Source organism: Claveliimonas monacensis (genome assembly GCF_014982975.1).
Lineage (GTDB): Bacteria > Bacillota > Clostridia > Lachnospirales > Lachnospiraceae > Claveliimonas > Claveliimonas monacensis.
Map to the genome: position 1 here is coordinate 60,171 of NZ_JADCKL010000004.1, position 19,453 is coordinate 79,623.

The following is a 19,453-nucleotide window of genomic DNA, read 5'->3' on the forward strand; positions in this document are numbered from 1 at the left end:
GGTCACACGGTCTCTCCCTCTATGAACTCCTTGACGATCCGCTCCTTCCCCCGGTCCACATCCAGCAGCTCTGGCATGGGGATTCCCACATTTCTCAGTCTTTCATAGTCCCGCAGCTCCGCCTCCAGCTTATCCCCGAACTGGTAGTAATCGCAGGGCTCATGGTGTATCTGCTTTAATACCACGTATCTTCCTCCCGCAAGGGCCAGGTAAGAATAGCCGCCCTTCCCTTTTCCCAGGAGCTTAAGGATGGTGTACTCTGTTTCGTTTACAGCAACTGTCTGTTCCACGTTTTCTCTCCTCTTCAATCGTATTTCTCAATCTTCACCGTCCCGATGGCCGACAGACCCGGCTCCCCGGTGACAAGGTCCTGGGGCGAGGGCACAAGCATCATAAAGCCCTCCTTCCCGTATCTTTTCGCATAGCCCTGGGCATAGTCCTCCTCCACGGACATGTGCTGTACCTCTCCGATGACCATGGCCGCCATGCCGGTACCGCTTAAGTCCTGGACATCCCGCAGGGTACACTCCATAGTCAGGAACGCCTCCCGTATCACCGGGGCATGGATGGTCCTGGCCTCCTCCAGGGCAAAGCCTCCTGTCTGAAACTCGTCGCTGTCATACTCGTTGTGGAAAATGGTCTCTGTCAGCCTGTCGTAGCAGCTGACAGGCAGGAAATTGATGCAGAAGCATCTCTCCCGCAGGATATTGGCGTAGGTGTGAGTGTGCTGGTAAAGATTTCCCATAACTGCGAAAAAAGCGGTCTTGTCCCCGTGGAAACAGCTCCAGCTGTGCAGGCACACGTTGGGCTTCCCGTTTTCCTTCCATGTGGTGATGGCAAAGAGCGGACCGGGGACAGCAGCAGTCGTCTCAAAGTGGGAGAAAAGCTGGAACTCCTCCGGGTAGAGGGATTTGAAATATCCGGGGAACTCCTTTCCAATCTCGATCTTCATGTTCTGTATCCTCCTATCTCTTGTGGTCACTCCTGATAAAGGGCTCCTCAATGTCTCTTCCCGTCAGAAGACCATACTTTTCCGGGCGCCGGTAGGCGTTCCCGTGGACCTCACTCTCTCTGTATCTGCGGAGCATGGACAGGTCTATGTCAGCCAGAAAGATTCCCTCCTCTGGACCGGCCTTGAGAATGCACATGTCTCTGGAGCCCGGAAGATCCGGCAGATAGGCCACTCCGTCAAAGACATTGGAGCCGCCATTGCAATCCGGCACCGTGCCCGGGTAATTGCAGGTACAGATGGCTGTCATATTCTCAAAAGCTCTGGCCCGAAGCTGGGAGAGCCGGTTGATCTCCATGGGACAGGCATTGGGCACGAGAATGATCTCCGCACCCTTCAGCATCAGGATTCTGGCGCTCTCCGGAAACTCCCGGTCGTAGCAGATCATAGCCCCGGCCTTCACCGAACCCAGGGGCGTGTCCAGATCCGTCACATAAATATCCTCACCCGGCATCAGGTCCGCCTCCGCCCCAAACTCGCAGATGTGCACCTTTGCGTAGGTGAGGACTCTCTCCCCGTTCCGATCAAATAGCGCCAGTGTATTGCGGCATCCCGACCCGCATTTTTCCAGAAATGTGATGCCGATAGCCATGGAAAGCTCTCTGGCCAGCTCCCCAAACGTCCGGACGAAGGAGCTGTCCGCCGGGACCGCCTCCTTCTTCCACTCTTCAAAAGGCCTGCTGCATATATCATAGCCGCAGCTCCACATCTCCGGAAACAGAGCAATGTGGGCTCCCATCTCTTTTGCTTTTTCACAGTACTCCACTCCCTTTTTCAGATTCCCCTCCTGAGAACCGCAGGGAGCAATCTGAAGAAGGGCTGTCCTCAAAAGATCCATAACCCTTTCCCTTTCGTTTTCCTGCTCATTTCCCTTTATTTCCTCTGTTCCAGCAAAGCCAGATACGCGTCCGCATCTTCTCTTTTCCTGAAGACAAAAATATCCCTGCTGTCTCTGTATTTTTCCAGCATCTCGTAGATACGGGGGAGCTGGTCCTCCGGGAAATCCACGATCCACTGGCGGAATTCCCGGTCAAACTCTTTCTCCACCCAGGGCAGGTCCTCCCTCTTTTTCCCTATGCGCTCTTTGGCTCCGTCCAGGCAGAGCTCCGTGGGATAGTCCAGGAGAAAAACCGTGTCGCACTCCTGAAGCCTCATTTCCAGGGAATTCAGATAGTTGCCGTCTATGATCCACTGTTCTCCGCCTACAATCTCACTTACCTGCCTGACAAACGCTTCCCTGGAAATGTTGGTGCCGTCAGCCCTGTGCCAGATCATATCCAGGTAATACAAAGGCAGCGATGTCCTCTCCCGCAGCTTCCGGGCAAAGGTACTTTTCCCCGCGCCGGGGCATCCTATCACGATCACCTTTTTCATCCTCTCACCTGCTCACCGGGTCCCACAGGTCCCCGTATCCGTAGCAATCCACAATGTATTTCATTCCGTCCACCACCTCATCCTGGGTAAAGCCGTGCTCCTCCAGGAATTCCTCGCTCTTGCACCCCAGCTTCTCATAAAAGCGGAGAGCCATCTCAAAGTAGGACTGGCTGTCCGGGTCCAGCTCGTCCAGGAGCTGATTTTCCGCCTCGTTGATCTGACCGTCGTCTATCATGGCGGTCAGCTTTTTAAACTGCTGCAGTCTCTCCACAGAGACCGGAAGCTCGTCCTCCTTGTCGATATCCCTGCCAAATATTAGTCTTATGAGCATGCGCGCGATCTCGTGGGTAAGGCGCATGATATAGTCCTTATCCTCTATCATCTGTCCTTCCTCCTTACAGTCTGTTGATCCACCCCTGGGCCCACAGAAGCAGCCTGTCCGACATTTCTCCAAGGTCCGCCTTTCCGCCTGCCTTCAGCGCCAGGAATGTTTTGACAATATTCTGTTCCTCTTTCCCGGCTATGTCAAGCAGATCCTTCTGTTTCCTCGTATATTTCCCCGTCTGTAAAAAGCAGATGGCCTGCACCACAAAGGAGGCCGCCTTGTACAGTCCCTTCAGGATCTCCTCCTGTCTGTCGTACAGCATGTTGTGTATGCAGCCGTGGTAAATATTGCACACTCCCAGCCTGACTGCCCGGCGCACCGCTTCCTCGTCAATCCGCTCCAGCAGCTCATCCAGACTTCCCACAATCGGCCTTGTGTCATAATAGAACTGGAAAAGATCTGACGGTTCCCATTTAAAAAGTTCTGCTTTCCCGGAGAGAAATCCACAGACAAGCTCTCTGTCCGGCAGCCCATCCAGCATCTTATCATAAGTCCGTATGTCGCCGGGTGTAAGTTCATCCAGAATCACCACCAGGTCAATGTCGCTTCCTTCGGTCTCCTCTCCCCTCCCCCGGCTTCCCTGAAGGCCCGCAAACCAGATCCGCTCTCCAAAAGTTTCCCTTAATACCTGTATAAAATGTTCTGTCCAACTCTCTATCTCAAGCATGTTTTCCTCCTCACTTTCCTTCTATATCTCTCATCCCCAGGAAAAATAGATCTGCCCTCGCTTACTGTGTATTGATAAAATACCTGGCTCTGTCCAGGTCTGTTCTCAGAACAAAAATCTCATACTCGTACATGATATCAATCGGACTGATCATACTCACCAGAGTCCCCCGGGCTGTGCCATGGCCCCCCCAATTGCCTCCGCTGTTTCTCGTCTTGTAAGTGTAGGGAATACGCTCCCTCTCCAGCACATCCCTGATCGCATTAAAACGTGTCAGGTCTCTTCCGATCCACAGGCTCTCCCTGTTAAAAATTGTGAGCATATCTCCTGCCCCCCCTCTCACTGTTCTTTTTCTTCTCTCTCCTCCACATCCGCCAGCTTCAGCAGTTCCTCATACCGGAAGCAGTCTCTCTGGTGATCATTAATCATCCCGCATGCCTGCAAGTGGGAATACACGGTGATAGATCCCATGTATTTCAGCCCTCTCCTTTTCAAATCCCGGCTGATCTGATCCGACAAGTCATTGCTGGCCGGCATCCCCTCTGTCTGGTGCGCCGGATAGACATAGGTTTTTCCTCCTGTGAAACTCCACAGGTAGTCGCTGAAACAGCCCGCCTCCTCCCGGATCTTCTGGAAGCACCGGGCATTGTGTATGACAGCACGGATCTTTCTCTCTGAGCGGATCATCCCCTCCGTCTCCATGATCCGGCTCACATCCTCCTCTCCGTAGGCTGACACTTTATCAAAGTCAAACCCGTCAAAGCACTGCTGAAAAATCTCCCGTTTCTGTATCATCATATTCCAGTTCAGGCCGCACTGCATGACCTCCATCATCAGGAACTCAAACTGTTTCCGGTCATCATACAGGGGAACACCCCACTCCTCATCGTGATACCGGATCATCTTTTCGTTGCACATGCACCACTTACATCTCTCCAATGATCCAACCTCCTTATCGGCTATCTTGTGTAATAGAACATCTTTCCATCATATTTTTCATCCAAAGTCTGTCGGCTTGTGAACACACACTGCACCCCGTCCTCAAAAGCTCCAAATACGTCCTTTTGTTTTACGATCTCCTCCACTTCTCTTTTCACACTGCCGCACACGCCATCCCGGCGGTGCAGGGCCTCCTGCTCATCTGTCCCGAAAAAGATATGCACCCTGTCAAAGATAATCTCCACCCGCCATATATCAGGGACCTCCAGCGCTTTCAGTTCCCCGGCGCATTGCCGAAGCACTCTCTTTTGCATCTCATCTTTTAATGTATCATAACAAACAAAAACATCCTGCGGTCTGTGGTAATCTGGGTGCACGTCATATTTTCTGCACAGATTGGCAAATTCCCCGGCTATGCGCCTCTGTTTTTTCTCATCAAACTCTGCTCCCCTCTTCATCTTCCCGGCGCAGCCCCGATCCCAGAGGAGCAGACGAACCCGGGGAAGGCCCCCATTGGTACAGTCACAGTAATAGTCGTAGAGCTGCAGTCTGAACGCATTTTTAAACCACTGCTCCACCTCGGCAAAAAAGGGCGTTTTCTCCACTTTGCCGGACAGGACAGCAACTGCATGCCCGTATTCCTTTTCGCTCAAAAACATCCTATCAACCTCCCTCTATCTTACTCCTATTATAATACACATGGCTGCTTTTTTCTCTCTTTTTCCGCAGATACAGTCTCTTCTCTAAAAGGCGCAAAAAGACAGCCGCCCTGCCCGCTCCCTTAAGAGCCCGCCGGCGGCTGCCTCTGACTAAATTTCTATCGTCTATGTCACTATTTTACTACAATATTGATGATCCTTCCCGGCACATAGATCTCTTTCACAATGTTTCCGGTCAGTTTATCCTGGACAGCTTCCTTTCCTTTTGCAATAGCGTCCTCTTTGGACACATCAGCAGGAAGAGCCACAACTGCCCTTGTCTTTCCGTTGACCTGGACAGCGATCTCTACCTCGTCGTCCTTCATGGCTTCCTCGTCATAGCTCGGCCATCCTGCGTGGAAGACAGTCTCTGTGTGGCCCAGCTCCTCCCACATCTCCTCTGCCATGTGAGGTGCGAAGGGCGCCAGAAGCACTGCCATAGTCTCCAGGGTCTCCTTGTCCACGCCGCCCTCTTTCTTGGCGATGGCGGCCAGGCTGTTGGTGTGCTCCATAAATGCGGAGATGACCGTGTTCAGGCTGAAGTTCTCCAGACGTGTGGTCACGTCGTAAACCAGTCTGTGGCGCTCCTTGAGCATATCTTTTGTGGCCTTGATGTCTTTCTCCTTGCTGTCCTGAAGCAGGTTCCAGACTTTCTTGAGGAAACGGTACACACCGTCAATCCCTCTGTCATCCCACTCTGCATCCAGCTCCGGCGGCCCCACGAAGAGCTCGTACATACGCAGGGAGTCGCAACCGTAGTCGCGGACAAGGTCGTCCGGGGAGACGACATTTCCCTTGGATTTGCTCATCTTGATGCCGTTCTTTCCAGTGATCATACCCTGGTTGAACAGCTTGGTAAAGGGCTCGTCAAAGTCGATCACTCCGATGTCACAGAGGAATTTTGTATAAAATCTGGAGTACAGAAGGTGAAGCACCGCGTGCTCCACGCCGCCGATATACATATCCACCGGCAGGAGGGCGTCTGCCTTCTCCCTGGAAACCAGCTCCTTGTCATTGTGGTTGTCCACATAGCGGAGGAAATACCAGGAAGATCCTGCCCACTGAGGCATGGTGTTTGTCTCTCTCTTGGCCGGTTTTCCGCAGACCGGACACTTGCAGTTCACCCACTCGTCAATGGCTGCCAATGGTGACTCGCCTGTTCCTGTGGGCTCATAGGACTCCACATCCGGCAGCTGCAGCGGAAGCTCTTCCTCCGGCACGGGCACAGCGCCGCAGTCCGGGCAGTGTACGATAGGGATGGGCTCACCCCAGTAGCGCTGGCGGGAGAATACCCAGTCGCGCAGCTTGTAGTTCACTGTGGCACGTCCGATACCTTTTTCTTCTATAATGTGGGGACCTTCCTTCTTCAGCACGGAGGACTCCATGCCGTTCCACTCGCCGGAGTTGATCATAATTCCGGACGCTTCTGTGTAGGCCTCTGTCATATTCTCAATCTCTTTTCCATCCTTTGAGATAACCTGGATGATCGGAATATCAAATTTCTTCGCAAACTCAAAGTCACGGTCATCGTGTGCAGGCACACACATGATGGCTCCGGTACCGTAATCTGCCAGTACATAGTCAGAGAGCCAGATCGGCACTTTCGCACCGTTCAGCGGATTGATGGCATAGGTTCCTGTGAACACACCTGTCTTTTCCTTGTCCTGCATACGGTCCACATTGGATTTCATGGAAGCCTCGTAGATATATCTTTCCACAGCCTCTTTATTCTCCGGTGTAGCCAGAGAGGCCGCCAGCTCATGCTCCGGCGCCAGCACCATGAAAGTCGCGCCATGCAGCGTGTCGGGGCGGGTGGTGTAGACGGTGATCTTCTCCTCTCTGCCTTCTACCGGGAAGTCCACCTCAGCGCCGTAGGATTTGCCGATCCAGTCTGTCTGCATCTTCTTTACTTTCTCCGGCCAGTCCAGTTTGTCCAGATCATTTAAGAGACGCTCTGCGTAGGCTGTGATCTTCAGCATCCACTGGCGGAGGTTCTTCTTGGTCACCTCTGTACCGCAGCGCTCACATTTTCCGTTGACAACTTCCTCGTTTGCAAGTCCTGTCTTACAGGATGGGCACCAGTTGATGGGGAATTCCTTCTCATATGCCAGGCCCGCTTTGAACATCTTCACAAAGATCCACTGTGTCCACTTATAATAGTTCGGATCTGTCGTATTGACCTCCAGATCCCAGTCGTAGAGGGCCGCAATCTGGTTGATCTGCTCTTTGATATGTTTGATGTTCTCAGCCGTGGACTTTGCCGGGTGCACGCCCATCTTGATAGCATAGTTCTCAGCCGGAAGGCCAAAAGCATCCCATCCCATGGGATGGATGATATAGTATCCCTGCAGCAGTTTGTATCTGCTCCACACGTCAGAGATCACATATCCTCTCCAATGTCCTACATGGAGCCCGTTTCCGGAAGGATACGGGAACATGTCCAGACAGTAATATTTTTCACGCTTATTGCCGTTCTTATCTTCTTTGGTATTCACCGGGTTCTTTTCCCAGTTTTCCCGCCACTTCTTCTCGATCGCCTTATGATTATAAGGTACTGCCATTGTTCATTCCTCCTAATAATTTGCGTAAATGTACACTATTTCTAATTTTACCATAGGAAGCCCGTCTGTCAAGTTTTCAGCCCGGATTTTCCAGATTTCACTCTGTATTTTCTTAGTACAGAAACATATAAGTTGCATTTCATACTATTTTTATCTGGACAAACTATAGGGAATTGCGATATGATATAGTGGTCTGCCGTCAGATCTGCATTCGTCTGTATTCCAGGCTATTCCGGCAGATATCCGACTTTATTTTCACCACATAAATATAAAAAAATAAAACAAAAGAAAGAGAGGGGCAAACATGTTTGCACAGATTATCAACACCTTGAGCGACCTGTTATACTCCTACATTCTGATCGTGCTGCTTCTTGGGACAGGCATCTATTTTACAATCAGAACAAAAGGTGTACAGTTTCGCATGCTGCGCGAATCCATTCGCGTTGTTATGGAGCCAAAGGACAATGACGACGGACTTTCCTCCTTCCAGGCTCTGATGGTTTCTACCGCTTCACGAGTAGGTACGGGAAATATTGCAGGTATCTCCACCGCCATCTGCATCGGCGGCCCGGGCGCAGTATTCTGGATGTGGCTGACAGCCATCCTGGGGAGTGCATCTGCATTCATCGAGAGTACTCTGGCACAGATCTACAAAAGAAAAGCACAGGACGGCACCTGCTACGGAGGACCCGCCTACTACATCCAGGCTGCTCTGAAAAAGCGTTGGCTGGGCGGAGTATTTGCCGTGTTCCTGATCCTCACCTACATGGTCGGTTTCAACATGGTGGCATCCTTCAACATTGCGGACTCCTTCAGAACGTACAGCTTCTTTAACGAGTCCACCACACCGGTGATCATCGGCGTCATCCTGGCAGTCATCTTCTGTATCTGTATCTTCGGCGGAAGCACACAGATCTCAAAGATCACAGGCGTTCTGGTTCCGGTAATGGGAATTTTCTACCTGGCAGTCGCGCTGTTTATCGTAATAACCCATTTTAATCTGATCCCGCAGATGTTCATTTCCATCTTCAGCAGCGCATTTGACTTTCAGGCCATCTTCGGCGGATTTACCGGATCATGTATCATGCAGGGTATCAAGAGGGGACTGTTCTCCAACGAGGCCGGTGTTGGTTCTGCTCCCAACGCGGCAGCCAGCGCCTCTGTATCCCACCCTGTAAAGCAGGGACTTGTGCAGATGCTGTCTGTATTTATTGATACGATCCTCATCTGTTCCGCCACATCCTTCATGCTTCTCTGCTCCGGTGTTGCGCCCAGCGATGCTCTGAAAGGTATGCCCTGGGTACAGGCCGCGGCAGCGGAGACACTGGGAAGCTTTGGAACCACCTTCATCACAATCGCGCTGTTCCTCTTCGCATTCACCACACTCATCGGCAACTACTTTTATGCGGAGATGGGACTTGGCTATCTGTGCGACAAAAAGCCGGGGAAAAAACTGCTGACTGTTTTCCGCCTTTTTGCTACTGTTGTTGTATTTGGCGGCGCCCTCATGGAGTTCTCCGTTGCATGGGCCACGGCAGACGTGATCATGGGCTTCCTTGCACTTATCAACCTTCCTGTCATCATCATACTTAGCAAGCCAGCCATCCGCTGTCTCAGAGATTATGCCAATCAGAAAAAAGAAGGAAAAAATCCTGTCTTTAAGGCTGCTGACATTCAGCTGAAGGACAAGACAGATTTCTGGAACTAAAGACAAAACCCCGGATTTTACAGCCGTGTGAAATCCGGGGTTTTTTTCTCTGTCATCTATACAAATATTTATATTGTGTATCTGATTAAATTCATGTATAATAAATGTTAAGAAAAATACGTATGTCAAATACATAAAAAAAGGAGTGTTTCCCATGGTAAATTTATTGACAGGACCAAAAGGCAGCGGCAAGACCCAGCAGATGATCGAGCTTGCAAATCAGCAGGCAAAGGCATGTAACGGCAACGTAGTTTTTATCAAAAACAGTCACCGTGACACAAGCAGCGTGACATTCGACATTCGCGTTGTATGTATGGATGATTATGAGGCCATCAAGAACATTGACGAGTACATAGGTTTCCTGTACGGCATGTACAGCGCCAACCACGATGTAGAGTGCATCTTCATTGACGGCATTCTCAAGAGAGACCACATCAAGGCCGAGGATATGCCTAAATTTGTAGAGCGTCTGAAAGGGATCTCCGCACAGTGCGGCATCGACTTCTATGTGAGCATCAGCGCAGACAAGAGCGAGCTTTCAAATGTAGATCTTACCGACTGCAAAGTATTAAACTAAAAGGCCGGGGAATTTATTCTGAACAAACGACTAAAAAAGCTTCGGAACAGTTGTGAAACTGAACCGAAGCTTTTTTCTGTTTTTATATCTTTACTGTCATGCTATCTCATTGTATTTCTGCGCGATATTCAGGGCATGGTCGCCGATACGCTCGAAGTCTGTCAGAATCTCGGAGTAGATGATGCCTGTATCTGCCTGGCAGGTGCCCTTCTGCATACGCGCCACCTGCTTCTCTCTGTAATCATCTCTCATATCATCGATCTTCTGCTCATTTTTCGCTGTCTTTTCCAGGATTTTATCTTTTCTGCCCTGTGTAAAATCACGGATATCATCAATGGTCTTCAGACACATATCCCGCATTCTGCCGATCTCACCGAGAGCCTCCTCTGAAAACGTCTGTTTCCACTTTTTCAGATTTGCTGCATATCCGGCGATATTCATGGCATGATCCCCGATACGCTCAAGGTTGCTGACCACTGTATAGTAGCCGCTGATATTTACCAGATCCTGGCTGCCTGTCTCCGAGGACATAACATGCACAATATACCTTGATATCTCCACATTGAGATAATCGATATACTCTTCTCTGTCATCGATCTCTTCACTTTTACCGATATCAGATGAAAGAAGCGCCTCAAAACTGTCCTCAATATTTTTTCTTACCATATCTGTCATACGGTCTACTTCCTGCTCTACCTGGGCCTGCATGATAGCAGTCTGACCTACCTGGTAGCTGGTCTCAAAAGGAGTAATGTACTTGAGATGCTTGACTTCTTCTTTTTCTTTCTCGCTCTCCGGCAGGATCTTTGTCGCCAGCTTTGCCATGTATGTACCAAACGGCAGAAGCAGAATCGTTGTCACAATGTTAAAGGTTGTATGCACATTTGCAATCTGGGCCGCCGGGTTCCCCGGTGCTGTTGTCGCCATAATATCCACAAACGGTGTGGCGATCGAAATGATCGTAAACAGAACAGATCCAATAATATTGAACATCAGGTGAATGATCGTGGTGCGCTTTGCGTTTGTCTTTGTACCAATAGATGCCAGCACAGCTGTGATACATGTACCGATATTCTGTCCAAACAGGATAAAGACTGCACTGTGAAGCGGCACCAGTCCTGCCATAGCCAGCGCCTGCAGAATACCCACGGACGCAGAAGAGGACTGGATAATCGCCGTAAAGATCGCTCCAATAGCAATACCGGCCAGCGGATTGGACAGGCTGGTCATGAAGTTGATAAATACCTCGGAGCTCTGCAGGGGCACCATGGCGCTTCCCATCATATCCATACCGATGAAGAGCACACCGAAACCTGCAATGACCTCGCTGATATGCTTTACTTTCTCCTTCTTTACGAACATGATGCAGGCTACACCTATAAACGCAAGCAACGGTGCAAGGACTCCAATGTCAAGAGCGATAAGCTGTCCTGTGATGGTGGTACCGATGTTGGCTCCCATGATCACCCAGACTGCCTGCTGAAGTGTCATAAGTCCTGAATTAACAAATCCCACCACCATGACTGTAGTGGCTGAGGAGGACTGGATCACTGCTGTGATCACAGCTCCGGCAATGACTCCCATAATACGGTTGGATGTCAGCTTCTCCAGGATCGTCTTCATTTTGTTTCCCGCCGCTGTCTCCAGTCCGGTACTCATCATCTGCATACCGTACAGAAACAGGGCAAGTCCCCCTAGTAACTGCAAAACCTCTGTAATTCCCATTTCTTTTTTCCATCCTTTGTTTTTTCACTTTTTATACTGAGCCTGTCAGATGACTGCTTCGTATAGAAGCACCATCAGAGGCATCGTAACAATACAGAAGATCACGGACATGACGTTGATCACGCTTGCGTATCTGGCGTCTCTTCCGTGGATCTGGGCAAGCTGGGTCACCATGACCGCCACCGGCGCGCTTGTAGCCAACAGCACCACCATCAGAATATATTCTGCATCTGGATGCAGGCGCTCTGCCCCGCTGAGGGCAAAGATAAGTATGGTGATCACCGGGAAGAGTACAAGCCGTATAAAACAGATGAGATACGGTCTCTTCTGCCGGAACACCCATCCCAGGTTCACATTTCCGATGATCATACCAACCACCAGCATACTGGCCGGTCCGATCATATCCCCGAAACCGCTGATACACTGCCCCACAACCGAGGGCAGATGTATGCCTGTGGCAAAGAGGATAAACCCCACTGCAATAGCGATAATATTTGGATTGAGAAGTATTTTTCTGTAGTCTTTTTCCTGTCCCTGGCGGATCACAGACTGTCCGTGGGTCCAGATAAGAACTGTCTGCACGATAATATAGGCTGTTGTGTAAAAAACCCACTCTTCTCCCAGAACAGACGACACCAGGGGCACGATCAGGTTCCCGGCGTTGCTGTACTCAACCGAAGCCTTCTCAACGCCGTTCAGATGCAGCGGACCCGAGAGAAGTTTTCCTCCGCCAATCAGTATAATGTGTACAAGGACAGCGGCTCCTACTGCCAGCAGGAGCCCCTTGAGCTTGTCCGGCGTAAACGTGATCTGAAACGCGTTTATGATGACACAAGGGGAACAGATATATACGACTGCGTTTGAAATGATCCTGCTGTCCTCTTCTTTAAATTTCCCTGCCTTTACTGCCAGAAAACCCACCAGTCCCATGAAAAAAAGAACGGTGATCTGCTCTGCCAGCAGTACACTTATCTCCATGGCATCTCTCTCATCTTACTTCTCCTTTATGCAAAAACCTTTCTGCTACTTTATAGATGTGACTTTGTTAACCGCAGATCCCTCCTGATATTCCAGAGTGATACTCTGCCCCTCCTCATAGCGGATAATATCCAGGCAGTCCGCCACGGACACATCAAAGATCTCGTCGGAGCCCTCCACCAGCACATAGTAGTGGGAATTTCCCTCCACAACAGCCTCTGCCATCCTGGTGATCACGCCGGTGACTGTCATTTTCTCAGCCACCTCAGCCTCCGCCTCAGCTTTAATGCCATTGCTCACAAGAAGCTCCCGGTAATTTTCCTGGCACTGGCTGACGCTGTCGCCGACAGCTACGATCTGGTATTTCTGCACATTTACCATGGCGTATTTTTTCACAAGGCCAGCGTCATCCTTCAGCGCTATAAAGTAAGTGGGCTCGTCAGCAATATTCAGAAGCAGAGGAAATGTTGCCTGGTACTTCAGGTTCTGTACCTGCCCTTCCGCCGAGCCCATGGCCGCAGCCTCAGTGGCGCCCTCCACCTCGTAGTATTTGGTCTCCATCGTCCTCTGGTTGGCAAGGACAAATCCCACATTGGACTGATCGCCGTTGACAGATGTCACGCCTGTGTACATCCACACGTCGTCGTCCAGGGCAAGATAATTGTAGCCTTCTGTTGTCTGCAGGCAGTCTCTCTGGCTCAGTACACTGTTCAGGAAACCATGCTGCAGTGTACCATAATAATCAAAAAGTTCCACCAGAAGATCTGCCGAGTATACCCGGTCGATCCACTGGGGGGCGTCCTCCACATCGTAGGTGGTCGTCTCTCCCGTCACGGCATTGCAGAGAACCACTTTTCCCACAGTCTCTCCGCCGAACAGGCCAATATTAAATTTTTTCACCGGGGCGATCCAGTAGGGAACCCCATCCTCGTCAATCTCAAAACTCAGTTCCCCATAGATATAAGTAGGGTGGGCAAATCTGAGGTGCCGATGGATATTCCGGTTGAAGTATTCACTTGTGGAATACTTTATGCCCTCGTCCAGCTTCACAAGCTCTGTGTTCTGGCTGGCCATGTCGATGAGAATGTAGGCCGGGATGCCTTCCGACTGGTTGGTCAGCCACTTGATGGGACTGGCGTACTTAAGGGGGGTAACTCTGACCGGACGATCCTGATAATTGATCTGACTGTAAATGTCATCCGCCTCAAACTGGGAGACCATATCCACCATGCTTCCCATTTTCCTGTCGCCAAGGATCGCTGCCGAGTCCTTATCAAGAAGCGGGATCTGGTCAAAAGACAGTTCCTCTATATCTTCAGTGAAATCTCCTTCCTCCACTGTCATGAGCTTCTGGTATTTCTTTGCGTTAATGACAGGGGAAGAGAGAAGCGTACCGACAAGATACACGATGCCGACCCCAAGGATCAGCCCGAGGAAGATCTTCATAGGACGGGACTGTCTGATCTCCCCTCTTCCCAGCCGTTTTCTTGCACCGTAAACAACAGCAATGACAACAAGCAGGAAGAGAAGGAAAAACCAGGTGTCCGAAGAATGGATATTGAATGCCGGAAGCGCAATATAATAGTAGAGACATGCAAGAAGCACCAGCACAATACCCAAAATGATCTTTTTACTCTTTTTCATAATTCCTCCTTTTTGAGGGAGTTAGAATTTCTTTCTCCACATATATGAGAATAACATCAAAAAGGGGAATATTTCAAGCCTTCCGGCCAACATATCAATACAAAATACAAATTTTGAGAACATGGAGTAGTCCGCAAAGCTTCCCACCGGCCCTGTCAGGCCAAGTCCCGGTCCCACGTTGCCGATGGTTGTCAGCACAGAACCCACTGTGGTCTCAAAATCAAAATTGTCTATAGATACCAGCAGCACAGAAACAATGGCGAGGATTGCATAGGCCATCAGATAGATATACACATTGTGGATCGTGTCCTCACCCAGCTTTTTGCCGCTTAAGCGCACCACGTTAACGGACTTGGGATGGGCCATCTGTTTAACTTCCTTTCCAATGCTCTTCAGAGCGATCAGAAGGCGTGACACCTTGATCCCGCCGCCGGTGGAGGAAGCACAGGCTCCCACGATCATAAGGGCCGCCAGCACACATTTGGAAAATACCGGCCACAGGTTATAGTCCGCCGTAGCGTATCCTGTGGTGGTGATAATGGACGCCACCTGAAAGGCTGCGTAACGGAATGCCTCCAGCACAGATCCATATATATGGTAAATATTAGCTGTGATAGCCGCAATGGCCGCGCCGATGATGATCAGGTAGGCACGCAGCTCCTCATTAGTGATGGCCAGCTTAAATTCCCTGATAGCCAGGAAAAAATAAAGATTAAAGTTAATGCCAAAGAGGATCATAAACACGGTAATCACCCCATCCAGGTAGGCACTGTCAAAATGGCCCACACTGGCTGCATAGTTTGAGAATCCGCCGGTTCCCGCAGTTCCGAAGGCGTGGACCAGAGAGTCGAACAGATTCATGCCTCCTGCCATCAGAAGCACGACAAGTATCACTGTCAACACAAAATACATACCGTAGAGGATCTGGGCTGTCTCCCTTGCTTTGGGCACCAGCTTATCCTTCTCCGGTCCGGGCACTTCCGCACGCATCAGGTGGATGGAACTCTGCTTATCCAGATTAGTCAGCACCATGACAAAGACAAGCACGCCCATACCTCCCACCCAGTGAGTAAAGCTTCTCCAAAATGCCATACAGTGGGGCAGGACTTCCACATTCTTCAGGATGGTGGAGCCTGTCGTTGTAAATCCGGACACGGTCTCAAAAAAGGCATCCATGTAGTTCGGAATGGAGCCGGACAGGAAAAAGGGAAGGGCACCGAACAGAGACCAGAGGATCCATGCCGAGGAAACGATAAAAAGTCCGTCCTTTCCATAAAGTCCGGGAGTCCCCGGCTTCTTAAGGCCTGTCAGAAGGAAAAACACAAAAAGGATGGCTGCCGTGACAACAAACCAGATGGCACAGCTCTCGCCGTAAATCCATCCCACAAAAGCCGGGAGCAGAAGCAGAAGCGCTTCCACCCCCATCATTTTTCCCAGTATATGTACAATCATTTTTTTATTCATGTCTGTCTACCTCTATCTGCGAAACATCTCTCGTAAGTCTTCTGTCCCGCGCTCAGTCGTGACGATCACGACACTGTCGCCCACCTGGATGCAGTCATCTCCGCCGGGAATGACGATGCTGCCTTTTCGTCCGATACAGGCGATCAGGTACTCCGGTTTTATGGGCAGATCCTTCAGCGGAATATCTGTGTATTCACACTCCTGGCGGATCAGGAACTCAAGGGCTTCCACCTTGCCCTCCACCAGTCGGTACAGTGTCTCTACATTGGCACTCTTGATGGATTTCCTTCTGGCACGCACGTAGCTCAGGATCGCGTCTGCCGTCACGCTCTTGGCTGACACAATGCTGTCAATGCCCAGTCCCTCCACCATCTGTGCTCTGGAATCCTCGTTGACCTTGGCAACGATCTTAGGCACATTCTGCGTCTTGGCAAACAGGGCCATGATGATATTCTCCTCATCCATGCCGGTGAGCGCAATGAGAGCGTCTGCACTCTCAATGCCTTCCTCGATCAGAAGGTCATGGTCCGTGGCATCCCCGTGAATGATGGTAGCCTCCGGCAGAAGCTCTGTCAGCTTCTCACATCTTGCGTAGTCCTTCTCTATGATCTTCACGTGCATCCTGCTGTGCTGAAGCTGGTGCGCCAGATAGTAGCTGACTCCGCCTCCTCCGCAGATCAGGACATTGCGGACTTTCCCAGTCCTCTTTCCCAGTGCATTAAAGAAATTTTCCAGCTCCCTGTGGGTAGCAGCGATATGGATCCTGTCTCCCTCCCGAAGGATCGTATCTCCGTTTGGAATAAAGACTTCCTTCCCACGTCTCACTGCACAGACAAGGATACGGATCTGAAACCTGCGATAAATCTCGGCAAGGGACAGGTCTTTCAGTCTGCTGTCCGGCCGGATACCAAACTCCACAAGCTCCACTCTCCCCTTTACAAATGTCTCCACTTTGCTTGTGTCCGGGAACAGGAGCACCCTGGCGATCTCGTGGGACACGGCCAGCTCCGGGTTGACTGCCATGCTCAGATGAAGATCGTCCTTTAACAGTCCGATCTGACGGTAATAGACAGGGTTTCTCACCCTGGCAATGGTATGTTTTGCACCCAGTCTTTTTGCCAGCAGGCAGCTCAGCATATTGAGCTCGTCTGTGGATGCGCAGGCGATAACCAGATCTGCGTGAGGAACGTCCGCTTCCTTCTGTACCTCCACGTTGGCCCCGTCACCGGTAATACAAAAAATATCCATCCGATTCAGCGCTTTTTTCAGCTTTCCCGCGTTCTGGTCGATCAATACGATATCATAATCCTCTTCTGACAACTGGGCACAAAGCTTATGCCCCACCTTTCCGTCGCCAATGATAACTATCTTCACCTTTTTATACCTCTTTTTTCCATATTCTCTTTAGAACCTCTGTATCTTTTTGATATACAGCAACAGGATTATAGCACTTTTATATCTGAACCGCAATACAGAAAAGGGCATGAAAACGGCAGCATACATCACAAAAAAATGTATGCCGCCGCAGCCGATTTTTGTGCTATTTTTACACCCGCTTTTTTATCTATGAGTTTGCGGAAGAATGTCTATAGATCAGCAGGCTTTTCCTTCTAATCCTCTGCAGCTCTCTTGGCAATTTCTTCTTCCTGCACATCGTGAGGAGCCTGCTCATAGCGGGCAAAGGTATACTCATATGTTCCTCTTCCGCCTGTCATGGAGCGAAGTGTGGTGCAGTAGCCAAACATGCCTGTCATAGGCACATCCGCCTCAATGATCTGGCGTCCGCCGCTCACCGGGGTCATGCCAAGCACCCGTCCTCTTCTCTTGTTCAGATCACCCATGATATCTCCTGTATAGTCGTCCGGCACGTTCACTTTCACAGAAGCGATGGGCTCAAGAAGGATCGGGTCTGCCTCCATAAAGCCTTTCTTGAATGCCTGAATGGTGGCTGTCTTGAATGCCATCTCAGAGGAGTCTACCGGATGGTAGGAGCCATCGTAGAGCACGGCCTTGACACCCACAACCGGGTATCCGGCCAGAGGTCCCTTTTGCACGGACTCCTGAAGTCCTTTCTCCACTGCCGGGAAGTAGTTCTTTGGCACAGCCCCTCCCACAACTTCCTCTGCGAATACATATGGCGTTTCCAGATCTCCTGACGGCTCAAAGCGCATCTTTACATGACCATACTGGCCGTGGCCGCCTGTCTGCTTCTTGTACTTGGAATCCACATCGGATTTCTTTCGGATCGTCTCGCGGAAGGCTACCTTCGGAGTCTCCAGAAGAATCTCACATTTGTATCTGGAAAGGAGCTTGCTGGCCGTGATCTCCAGATGCTGGTCGCCCATTCCGTAGAGGAGGCTTTGGCGGTTCTCACTGTCATTGACAGCCTTCAGTGTCACATCCTCGGCCATCATCCTCTGGAGAGCCTGGGATACTTTATCCTCATCCCCTTTATTCTTCACTACATATTTCATATATGTATAGGGTTTGGAGTAGTCTGTCTTGCTGTACACAACCTGTGTCGTCTTGGCAGACAGAGTGTCTCCTGTCTGGGTGTTCGGCAGCTTTGCGATGGCGCCGATATCACCTGCAAACATTTCGCTCACTTCCACAGGCTTGTTACCGTTCATCGTGTAGATCTTACCCAGCTTCACTTCTGTATCTGAAGCAGTGTTGTAGAGTGTGTCATCACCCTTCAGCACGCCGGAGCACACTTTGATGAAGGAATATTTTCCAATAAATGGATCTACCATGGTCTTGAACACGTAAGCGCTCTTTGCAGCGGAGAAATTGTAGTCTGCCTCAAAGATCTCGTTTGTCGTCCTGTTCAGACCGGCACATTTTCTGCAGTCCGGGCTGGGGAAGAAGCGGACGATGTCAGACAGAAGGTTGGCAACGCCCTGGGCCTGGATGTTGGATCCCATAGCCACCGGAACGATATCTCCGTCCATAACCTCTGTACGCATGGCTGCGCGGATCTCCTCCACAGAGAACTCCTCTCCTGCAAAGTACCGCTCCATGAACTCCTCGCTTGTCTCTGCCACAGCCTCCAGAAGTTTTTCTCTGTAAATCTCCAGATTGGGCTTGCAGTAATCCGGGATCTCGCACTCTTCTCTCTGACCGATGCCTGTGTAGCGGCGTCCTGCATTCTTGATGACATTGACATAACCTACCAGTTTCTCATTTTCACGGATGGGCTGGAAATGGGGCGCGATCACTTTGCCGTAGCGTTCTGTCAGCTGCTGCACAACCTCGCGGAAGCTGGCATCGTCCACGTCCATCTCTGTCACGTACACCATACGGGGCAGATTGTACTTGTCGCACAGTTCCCATGCCTTCTCAGTTCCCACTTCCACACCGGCTTTACCGGAAACCACGATGACGGCCGCGTCCGCCGCGCTGACGGCCTCCTCTACTTCGCCCACAAAATCAAAATATCCCGGCGTGTCCAGAACATTAATCTTGGCTTTCTCCCACTCGATGGGCACCAGTGTCGTACTGATCGAAAATTTACGTTTCTGCTCCTCTTTATCAAAATCGCTGATGGTGTTGCCATCCGCCACTTTTCCCATACGGCTGATAGCACCGGAGACGTAAGCCATAGCCTCCACAAGGCTTGTCTTTCCGCTTCCCCCATGTCCCAAAAGGACCACGTTTCTGATTTCGTCCGTTCTGTAAACCTTCATATAGCTGCCTCCTTGCGTTTGTAAAATCTCATGGGTAT

The 19,453-nt window shown here is 50.6% G+C and carries 18 protein-coding genes; 2 read left to right on the forward strand and 16 right to left on the reverse strand.

The genetic code is table 11. From position 1 onward, the window contains the following. Nucleotides 1–2: 2 nt before the first annotated feature. The 10 genes from INF30_RS07235 to leuS all read right to left on the reverse strand — a co-directional run bounded on the left by INF30_RS07235 (nucleotide 3) and on the right by leuS (nucleotide 7,633). Nucleotides 3–290, reverse strand: coding sequence for a BUD32 family EKC/KEOPS complex subunit (locus tag INF30_RS07235; protein ID WP_226394729.1), 288 nt, complete (start codon nucleotides 288–290; stop codon nucleotides 3–5). Between the two features lie 14 nt (nucleotides 291–304). Next, nucleotides 305–952, reverse strand: coding sequence for a flavin reductase family protein (locus INF30_RS07240; protein ID WP_226394730.1), 648 nt, complete (start codon nucleotides 950–952; stop codon nucleotides 305–307). A 13-nt stretch (nucleotides 953–965) separates the two neighbouring features. Further along, nucleotides 966–1,847, reverse strand: a complete 882-nt coding sequence (locus INF30_RS07245) for a carbon-nitrogen hydrolase family protein (protein ID WP_226394731.1) — start codon at nucleotides 1,845–1,847, stop codon at nucleotides 966–968. 35 nt (nucleotides 1,848–1,882) lie between these two features. Beyond that, a complete protein-coding gene (locus INF30_RS07250) occupies nucleotides 1,883–2,383 on the reverse strand; it encodes a P-loop NTPase family protein (protein ID WP_226394732.1) in 501 nt (166 codons plus the stop codon). A gap of 4 nt (nucleotides 2,384–2,387) precedes the next feature. Beyond that, nucleotides 2,388–2,765, reverse strand: coding sequence for a DUF6483 family protein (locus INF30_RS07255; RefSeq protein ID WP_076776512.1), 378 nt, complete (start codon nucleotides 2,763–2,765; stop codon nucleotides 2,388–2,390). A gap of 13 nt (nucleotides 2,766–2,778) precedes the next feature. After that, complete coding sequence (locus INF30_RS07260; protein WP_226394733.1) at nucleotides 2,779–3,435, reverse strand: nucleotidyltransferase domain-containing protein; 657 nt, start codon at nucleotides 3,433–3,435, stop codon at nucleotides 2,779–2,781. A 61-nt stretch (nucleotides 3,436–3,496) separates the two neighbouring features. Next, entirely contained in the window at nucleotides 3,497–3,757 is a 261-nt protein-coding gene (locus INF30_RS07265) for a hypothetical protein (protein ID WP_226394734.1), read from the reverse strand. A gap of 17 nt (nucleotides 3,758–3,774) precedes the next feature. Continuing rightward, nucleotides 3,775–4,374 (reverse strand): DNA-3-methyladenine glycosylase I, encoded by a 600-nt coding sequence (locus INF30_RS07270; protein WP_226394735.1) that lies wholly within the window; start codon nucleotides 4,372–4,374, stop codon nucleotides 3,775–3,777. A gap of 20 nt (nucleotides 4,375–4,394) precedes the next feature. Further along, nucleotides 4,395–5,033, reverse strand: a complete 639-nt coding sequence (locus tag INF30_RS07275) for a hypothetical protein (RefSeq protein ID WP_226394736.1) — start codon at nucleotides 5,031–5,033, stop codon at nucleotides 4,395–4,397. A gap of 173 nt (nucleotides 5,034–5,206) precedes the next feature. Then, the gene (gene leuS, locus INF30_RS07280; protein ID WP_226394737.1) at nucleotides 5,207–7,633 is read right to left on the reverse strand and encodes a leucine--tRNA ligase; all 2,427 of its coding nucleotides are present in this window, start codon (nucleotides 7,631–7,633) and stop codon (nucleotides 5,207–5,209) included. 304 nt (nucleotides 7,634–7,937) lie between these two features. Between leuS and INF30_RS07285 the strand changes: the two genes are divergently transcribed. Together INF30_RS07285 and INF30_RS07290 are read left to right on the forward strand one after the other, a co-directional pair. Further along, the gene (locus INF30_RS07285) at nucleotides 7,938–9,341 is read left to right on the forward strand and encodes an alanine/glycine:cation symporter family protein (RefSeq protein ID WP_226394738.1); all 1,404 of its coding nucleotides are present in this window, start codon (nucleotides 7,938–7,940) and stop codon (nucleotides 9,339–9,341) included. 154 nt (nucleotides 9,342–9,495) lie between these two features. Next, nucleotides 9,496–9,918 carry an AAA family ATPase gene (locus tag INF30_RS07290; RefSeq protein WP_226394739.1) on the forward strand — a complete coding sequence of 141 codons (423 nt, stop codon included), beginning with the start codon at nucleotides 9,496–9,498 and terminating at the stop codon, nucleotides 9,916–9,918. Between the two features lie 96 nt (nucleotides 9,919–10,014). On the opposite strand, the gene INF30_RS07295 is transcribed toward INF30_RS07290, so the two are convergent. From INF30_RS07295 to INF30_RS07320, 6 genes are all read right to left on the reverse strand, one after another. After that, the gene (locus tag INF30_RS07295; protein ID WP_226394740.1) at nucleotides 10,015–11,643 is read right to left on the reverse strand and encodes a Na/Pi cotransporter family protein; all 1,629 of its coding nucleotides are present in this window, start codon (nucleotides 11,641–11,643) and stop codon (nucleotides 10,015–10,017) included. A 45-nt stretch (nucleotides 11,644–11,688) separates the two neighbouring features. Beyond that, the gene (locus tag INF30_RS07300; protein WP_226394741.1) at nucleotides 11,689–12,621 is read right to left on the reverse strand and encodes an AEC family transporter; all 933 of its coding nucleotides are present in this window, start codon (nucleotides 12,619–12,621) and stop codon (nucleotides 11,689–11,691) included. Between the two features lie 45 nt (nucleotides 12,622–12,666). Then, on the reverse strand, nucleotides 12,667–14,265 hold the full coding sequence (locus INF30_RS07305) for a signal peptidase II (RefSeq protein WP_076776480.1): 1,599 nt from the start codon (nucleotides 14,263–14,265) through the stop codon (nucleotides 12,667–12,669). A 21-nt stretch (nucleotides 14,266–14,286) separates the two neighbouring features. Next, nucleotides 14,287–15,729 (reverse strand): TrkH family potassium uptake protein, encoded by a 1,443-nt coding sequence (locus INF30_RS07310; protein WP_226394742.1) that lies wholly within the window; start codon nucleotides 15,727–15,729, stop codon nucleotides 14,287–14,289. Nucleotides 15,730–15,741: 12 nt separating this feature from the next. Further along, a complete protein-coding gene (gene trkA, locus INF30_RS07315) occupies nucleotides 15,742–17,103 on the reverse strand; it encodes a Trk system potassium transporter TrkA (RefSeq protein ID WP_226394743.1) in 1,362 nt (453 codons plus the stop codon). Nucleotides 17,104–17,339: 236 nt separating this feature from the next. Beyond that, entirely contained in the window at nucleotides 17,340–19,415 is a 2,076-nt protein-coding gene (locus tag INF30_RS07320; protein ID WP_226394744.1) for an elongation factor G, read from the reverse strand. Between the last annotated feature and the right edge of the window lie 38 nt (nucleotides 19,416–19,453).

Coding starts and splice junctions, on each gene's coding strand:
- INF30_RS07285 (WP_226394738.1), top strand. CDS start 7,938: ATGTTTGCACAGATTATCAACACCTTGAGCGACCTGTTATACTCCTAC.
- INF30_RS07320 (WP_226394744.1), bottom strand. CDS start 19,415: ATGAAGGTTTACAGAACGGACGAAATCAGAAACGTGGTCCTTTTGGGA.
- INF30_RS07260 (WP_226394733.1), bottom strand. CDS start 3,435: ATGCTTGAGATAGAGAGTTGGACAGAACATTTTATACAGGTATTAAGG.
- INF30_RS07310 (WP_226394742.1), bottom strand. CDS start 15,729: ATGAATAAAAAAATGATTGTACATATACTGGGAAAAATGATGGGGGTG.
- INF30_RS07295 (WP_226394740.1), bottom strand. CDS start 11,643: ATGGGAATTACAGAGGTTTTGCAGTTACTAGGGGGACTTGCCCTGTTT.
- INF30_RS07265 (WP_226394734.1), bottom strand. CDS start 3,757: ATGCTCACAATTTTTAACAGGGAGAGCCTGTGGATCGGAAGAGACCTG.
- INF30_RS07245 (WP_226394731.1), bottom strand. CDS start 1,847: ATGGATCTTTTGAGGACAGCCCTTCTTCAGATTGCTCCCTGCGGTTCT.
- INF30_RS07255 (WP_076776512.1), bottom strand. CDS start 2,765: ATGATAGAGGATAAGGACTATATCATGCGCCTTACCCACGAGATCGCG.
- INF30_RS07290 (WP_226394739.1), top strand. CDS start 9,496: ATGGTAAATTTATTGACAGGACCAAAAGGCAGCGGCAAGACCCAGCAG.
- INF30_RS07300 (WP_226394741.1), bottom strand. CDS start 12,621: ATGGAGATAAGTGTACTGCTGGCAGAGCAGATCACCGTTCTTTTTTTC.
- leuS (WP_226394737.1), bottom strand. CDS start 7,633: ATGGCAGTACCTTATAATCATAAGGCGATCGAGAAGAAGTGGCGGGAA.
- INF30_RS07250 (WP_226394732.1), bottom strand. CDS start 2,383: ATGAAAAAGGTGATCGTGATAGGATGCCCCGGCGCGGGGAAAAGTACC.
- INF30_RS07275 (WP_226394736.1), bottom strand. CDS start 5,033: ATGTTTTTGAGCGAAAAGGAATACGGGCATGCAGTTGCTGTCCTGTCC.
- INF30_RS07305 (WP_076776480.1), bottom strand. CDS start 14,265: ATGAAAAAGAGTAAAAAGATCATTTTGGGTATTGTGCTGGTGCTTCTT.
- INF30_RS07240 (WP_226394730.1), bottom strand. CDS start 952: ATGAAGATCGAGATTGGAAAGGAGTTCCCCGGATATTTCAAATCCCTC.